The sequence below is a fragment of the Thermogemmatispora sp. genome, from assembly GCF_019683755.1.
Classification (GTDB): domain Bacteria; phylum Chloroflexota; class Ktedonobacteria; order Ktedonobacterales; family Ktedonobacteraceae; genus Thermogemmatispora.
In genome coordinates, this window is sequence record NZ_JADGHT010000277.1 from 1 (window position 1) to 6,274 (window position 6,274).

Annotated in this window: 4 protein-coding genes; all 4 read left to right on the top strand. The window is 59.4% G+C overall.

Translation table 11 applies throughout. The annotated features are described in order from the left end of the window. Positions 1-154 precede the first annotated feature (154 nt). Positions 155-1,720: a ribonuclease Y gene (rny, locus tag IRZ24_RS15395; protein WP_297165820.1), complete on the top strand. Its 1,566-nt coding sequence runs from the start codon at positions 155-157 to the stop codon at positions 1,718-1,720. A 108-nt stretch (positions 1,721-1,828) separates the two neighbouring features. Continuing rightward, positions 1,829-2,713 (top strand): PHP domain-containing protein, encoded by an 885-nt coding sequence (locus tag IRZ24_RS15400; protein ID WP_297165823.1) that lies wholly within the window; start codon positions 1,829-1,831, stop codon positions 2,711-2,713. 168 nt (positions 2,714-2,881) lie between these two features. Further along, the gene (gene lepB / locus IRZ24_RS15405; protein ID WP_297165825.1) at positions 2,882-3,469 is read left to right on the top strand and encodes a signal peptidase I; all 588 of its coding nucleotides are present in this window, start codon (positions 2,882-2,884) and stop codon (positions 3,467-3,469) included. Positions 3,470-4,104: 635 nt separating this feature from the next. After that, on the top strand, positions 4,105-6,274 hold a 2,170-nt coding region (locus IRZ24_RS15410), incomplete at its 3' end, for a methyl-accepting chemotaxis protein (RefSeq protein ID WP_297165827.1).

Sequence of the window (6,274 nt, forward strand, 5' to 3'; positions counted from 1 at the left end):
CTCTTATATAGTATGCTCGGCGTACTATACGCCTTCTATATAGTATACTTAGCATATACCGTCTCTCGATACGATGGAACGCAGCAAGCACTCGGTCACCCCCAACCCAGCAGGCGGGTCTGTTTGCCTTTGATCACTCTGGAGGTAGGCTAACGTGACGCCGACCATTATCGCCATCCTCGCGGCGGGCATTATCCTGGCGGCGCTCCTTGGAGCCGGGATCGCACTCGTCATCGGATACCGTTTAGGGGAGGCACGAAATAAAAGCAAGTTTGAGGAGCGTCTCCGCCTTGAAAAAGAGGCCAGTGAGCGCCTCCTCCTTGAAATGCAGCAGCAACAGCGAGAGGCCCTGCGCGAGGCGCGCGAGGAGACAGCGCGTTTCCGCGCTACTATCGAGAGAGAAAATGCAGAGCGGCGAGCAGAGCTGCAGCGCCAGGAGCGTCGTCTGCAGCAAAAGGAAGAGAGCCTCGAACGCAAGATTGAGGCTTTAGAGCAGCGTGAGCGCCGACTGCAGGCGCGGGAGCGGGCGGTTGAGGAGCAGCGTCAGGAAGTTGAGGAGCTGAAGCGTCAGCAGCAGGCCGAGCTAGAGCGCATCTCCCAACTGAGCGAAGAGGAAGCGCGCGAGCTTCTGCTGAGCCGTATGGAGGCCCTGGTACGGGCCGAGGCCTCGCGGCGGGCGCGCATTATCGAAGAAGAAGCGCGTGAGCAGGCTGAGGCGCGGGCGCGTGAAATTATCACCCTGGCCATTCAGCGCTGCGCCTCTGACCAGGTCTCCGAGGCGGTTGTCTCGGTCGTCCCCCTGCCCAATGAGGAAATGAAAGGGCGCATCATTGGGCGGGAAGGTCGCAATATTCGTGCTTTGGAGGCCGCGACCGGCGTTGATCTGATCATCGACGACACACCGGAAGCGGTCATTCTTTCGGGCTTTGACCCCGTGCGCCGCGAAGTAGCGCGCCTGGCGCTGAACCGTTTGATTCTCGACGGGCGTATTCACCCCACACGCATCGAAGACGTCGTCGCCAAAGCGCAGCAGGAAGTCGACAACATTATTCGTGAGGCAGGAGAGCGGGCGGCAATGGAGGCCAACGTTCACGGTCTGCAACCTGAGCTGCTCAAGATCCTGGGCCGTCTCCATTTTCGCACCAGCTACGGTCAGAACGTGCTGGCCCACTCGGTAGAGGTGGCCATTCTTGCGGGCACCATTGCCCACGAGCTGGGGGCTGATGTCAACGTCTGCAAGACAGCCGCTTTACTGCACGATATCGGCAAGGCCATCGATCAAGAGGTGGAGGGGCCACACGCCGTTGTCGGCGGCGAGATCGCCCGTCGCTTTGGCAAGTCACCGAAGATCATTCACGCCATGGTCGCTCACCACGCCAGCGAGATGGAGCCACAGAGCCTGGAGGCAGCCATTGTCCAGGCTGCCGACGCCATCTCCGCCGCCCGGCCTGGTGCACGGCGTGAGACGATCGATCTCTATCTCAAGCGCCTTGAAGCTCTGGAGAGCATCGCTAACTCTTTCCCTGGCGTCGAAAAGTCCTTTGCCATCCAGGCCGGACGCGAGATTCGCATTATTGTCAAGCCTGACGAGATCGACGAGTACGGCGCCAACCGTTTGGCGAGCGAAATCGCCCATAAGATTGAGGAGAGCCTTGACTATCCCGGCCAGATCAAGGTCTGCGTGGTGCGCGAGACGCGCGCCGTTGACTATGCCAGGTAAGCCGAGCCGCAGCCGCTCCCAACCAGCGCGGCGCGCGCAGCTACTGCCTGGATGCCGATACCGACAAGTCCAGGCCAACGACACCGGGTCAGGCAGGCTGGAGGAGATATGACCGATTATGCGATTGATCTGCACACGCACTCGACCGCCTCGGACGGCCTCTATGCGCCGCGGGTTCTGTTGCAGCAGGCTCACCAGGCGGGGGTGCGTGTGCTGGCTCTTACTGATCACGACAGCACTGAAGGGCTGGCGGAAGCCGCTGAAACTGCCGCCCAGCTTGACATCGACTTTATCCCAGGCATCGAGATTAATACCGAAACCCCTGCTGGCGAAGTGCATATGCTCGGCTATTTCCTGCACTACCAGCAGGAGGCCTTTCAGCAAGCCTTGCGCACGCTGCGCGATGCGCGGCAGCGTCGTGGTCAGCGGATGGTTGAGCTGCTCAATGAGCAGGGCGTCGCTATTACCTGGGAGCGGGTACGTGAGCTAGCTCAGGGAGCGGTTGGGCGGCCCCATGTAGCTCAGGCACTGGTCGAGGCCGGCTATGCTCAGAGCATCGAGGAGGCCTTTGCGCGCTACCTTAGCAAGGGGTGTCCAGCCTATGTACCACGCTACAAGTTGTCGCCTCAGGATGCGGTGCGCCTCATTGTCAGTGCCCGGGGCCTGCCGGTGATTGCCCATCCTCTGGAATTACCAGGTCCCGAGGTCCTGCGCCAATGGCTCCCCGAGCTATGCGCTCTCGGACTGGTGGGACTGGAGGTTTACTATGGTCCCTATACCCCTGAGCAGGAGGCACTGCTGCTTTCCCTGGCGCGTCAGTTTGATCTCATCCCCACCGGAGGCAGCGACTATCACGGTCCTGGTATCCATCCCACACCCTTGGGAGGACACCCTGTGCCTGCCGAGAGCGTCGCCCGGCTGAAAGAGGCCGCTGCAGCCCGCAGCCGCCAAATGCCGCCGCCTTTCACGTTGCCAGAACCGGCTACCGAGTAGCTGCACTGCCGACTACTCAATGCTCGCAGCCATGGCTCTTTATCAAAGGCCTTCGCCAGGAGAGAAACGGGAGGAGGTCTCGGCCTGCTTGCTGACTTCTCTTCCTGAGCGACAGATCGCCACCCCAAGCATTGACCTTGAGATAGAACAGGAGGCACGGCAAGGGTTTTGAGCGTAAAACCAGAGAAAGAGGCGAGAGGTCGCCGGATCTTGCGCGACATCCTGGAAACGGTAGCTCTGACGCTGCTGTTGCTCCTCGTAGTACGCCTAACGGTCCAGCACTACTACATCGATGGTCCAAGCATGGAGCCGACGCTACACAACCAGGAATACATCCTTGTCGATCGGCTCGCCTATCTTTTCCATCCGCCGCAGCGCGGTGATATCATTGTCTTCCACTATCCAAGAGATCCTAATATAGATTATGTGAAACGCATTATCGCTGTCCCCGGTGACACCATCACTGTCATCGGGCAAACGGTGATTGTTGATGGAGTTACCCTTCATGAACCATATGTCAACCCTGATGATCCGGCCAGTCTGGCCGTCTATCCGCCGATCCGCAACCTGGTCATTGGTCCCGATCAATACTTCGTGATGGGCGATAATCGCGGCGACAGCTCCGACTCGCGTCAGTGGGGGACGGTTCCCAGACAAGACATCGTGGGCAAAGCCACCCTGGTCTACTGGCCGCTAGGAGCCAACAACTTCGGCCTGTTGCCCGATGTCAGCAGCGTTTTCGCGGGTATTAAGTAGCCACTGGCAACAGAAGCTGAGCCTCAGATTGGCCGTCCGGGCGAGCGAAGGCTTGTATCCTCCCTCTTTGTTAGTTTCCGCCAGAGGAGCTGCGGCCTTTGCGTGGAGGGACTCGAGCAGCCTGCTGCTCCTCTGGTCTTTGCTCGCCTCATAAGCTTACTCCGCGCTCTACGGCCCGGCCAGTTGCTCGGTTCAGGCCGCTCCTCAAGCTACACTTCCTAAGTGCCCTCTCCACAGCAAAGGCCAGCCTGCGGCAGATGGCAGCAAGGGCCTGCTGGGGGGACATCACTTGCCGGAAGCAGCCTTTTCCGCTATCGTTATAAACGTGTAGCGCAGACAGTCGTTCCCCCACCGCCCCACTGCCGACTGGCGGCCTAGCCTCATCTCTCCCTTCCGCGCTGTCCGCGCCACGCATCTAGGAAAAACAGGGTAATCTCTCACAAGAGAGTTTCAAATTTGTCCAGGGTGGAGTACACTACCTTGGGAGTCTTTTGTCAGGTTGTTTCAGGTCTCATTGACGTTTGCCCATACATCAACAACAGGCTGGCAACGGCAAGGCCCATTCCTTTAAGCAATACAGATCATTGCGTACCTTCTTAGAGGGGGCGAGAGCTGTCATGAGAGCAATTACGCGAATGCCTATTTTCCTCCGGCTCTTCCTGGCCTTCGCGCTGGCTGCGATCATTCCCGCCATCGTGATTATTGTGCTGGGAACTTTCTTTTTGAACACCCTGACCGTCCACGGCCAAGCGATGCAGGTGGCCAATCAGGCAACGACCATCTCGCTGCAGGCCATGTCAGACCTTGAGCGCATGAATGCTTTGCTCGGTCAGTATCACTCGACGCTCTATGCAAACGAGGGTCCTTATGGCCTCAATAGTAGCGCTATGGCGCGCATGGCCACCTCTGCCGAGACGGAGATCCTCGACCTGGAGCATAGTTTCGGCAACGAGCTGAGCACTTACCAGCAGAATTTCTTGCTGGGATCGTCCCCGAATATGGATAGTGTGCGTCGGAGCCTCCCAGGAGACATCGACGCTCAGGCCGCTAACCAGGCGCAAATCTTCCGTACGGCCAGCCAGCAATGGTCGGATTATAAACAGGCTCAGGACGCAGAGCTAACAGCGCTGAAGGCCAATCTACCGCACAGCCAGACCCACAGCCTCCTCGAACAGGCGAACACCAGGTACGCCTCGCTCCTCAAAAGCTGGCAGCAGCTCGTGACCGTGACGCAAACCATTAGCAATGAGGTGACAACCATCGGCTCTAACCAGATTGGGATGATCACCCTCGGCACGGTCATCGCTATTTTGGCCACGGCGATGGTGGTGATCACTATTGGCTATATCATTAACTTGACCATCACCCGCCCCCTGCGCCAGCTCGCCAACCTGACCAAGCGCATCAGCAAGGGCGATACCACCGCTCGCGTCAAGATCAATAGCCGCGATGAGATCTACATCGTGGCCAATTCGATGAATAATATGCTCGATAATATCGTGCGCCTGATCCAGGAGGCCCAGGCGCAGCGCGATAACCTGCAAGCCCAGGTGGAGAAGCTGGTGAGCGAGGTCAGCGGCGTCGGTGAGGGTGATCTGCGCGTGCAGGCCGAAGTAACGGCTGATGCTCTCGGTGTGCTCGCGGACTCCTTTAACTATATGGTCGAGGAGCTGGGGAACCTGGTGATCCGCGTCAAGACGGTGGCCCGCGAGGTGGAGCAGACCACAAGCCAGCTCATCGATGGAATGACCCAACTGGTGGAAGAGGACGATATGCAGCTCCGCCAGATTAATGAGGCTGCTGTCGAGGTTGAGCAGATGGCAGCAGCCAGCCGCCGTGTGGCGGAACGCGCCCAGCTGCTCCACAATGTGGCCATTGAGGCCCGCAAGGATGCGCAGGGAGGCCGCGAGGCTGTGGAGCTGGCCATTGCTGGGATGGGACGTATCCATGAAAACGTGCAGGCAACCGCCAAGAAGGTTCAGGTCCTCGGTGATCGCTCACGCGAGATCAATAATATCGTGGAGGCCATCTCTAGCATTGCTCACCAGACGAATCGCCTGGCTCTTGACGCCGCTATTCAGGCCGCGATGGCCGGCGAGCATGGCAAGGGCTTCGGGGCTGTTGCCGCCGATATCCGCCGCTTAGCCGAACGCGCGAAGGAGCAGGCCAGCAATGTGACACGCATCGTCCGCAGTGTCCGCGAGGATATCGGCGCCGTGGCTGTGGCTATGCAGGACACGGAGCGCGAGACGGAGGCCGGTGCCCGCTTGACGCAGGAGGCCGGCAGTGCCCTGGAAACAGTCTTCTCAGTGATTGAACAACAGGCCCATGAGATCGAAACGATCAACCAGATGGCTAACCAGCAGCTGGAATCGTCCAGCTCCGTGGTACAGATCATGCACAGCGTCTCTGAGGCGACTCAGCGCAGCAGCACGACAACGCGCGAGGCTGCGCAAGCAATGGGCCGTCTGGCTCGCCTGGTAGAGCGCTTGCGCGCTTCGGTGGAGGCCTTCAAGCTGAATGAGGATCAGAGCTATCTGTCAACCACGGGTTTCACTGACGCGCTGACGGTCCAGGATGGCGCGGAGAGTCAGCAGTCTCTGAGCGGCGCTTTCCGCACGGTCACTGCTACGGCTCAGGCTCAGCCAACTCCGACGTCCGCTGGCATGTATAATGCCCTTCCCCCGGCGCGTCAGCCGGGCGCTGGTTCGAACTCCGAAGGCTTCCCGCCCTTCCAGTCGCTCTCGCCCTCCCCCACCCCAACCGTGAACAGCGATTGGAGCCAGCCATTGCCCTCGATGCCTT

Bases quoted from the DNA above. Each gene is read 5' to 3' on its own strand.
- IRZ24_RS15400 (WP_297165823.1), top strand. From the start codon at position 1,829: ATGACCGATTATGCGATTGATCTGCACACGCACTCGACCGCCTCGGAC.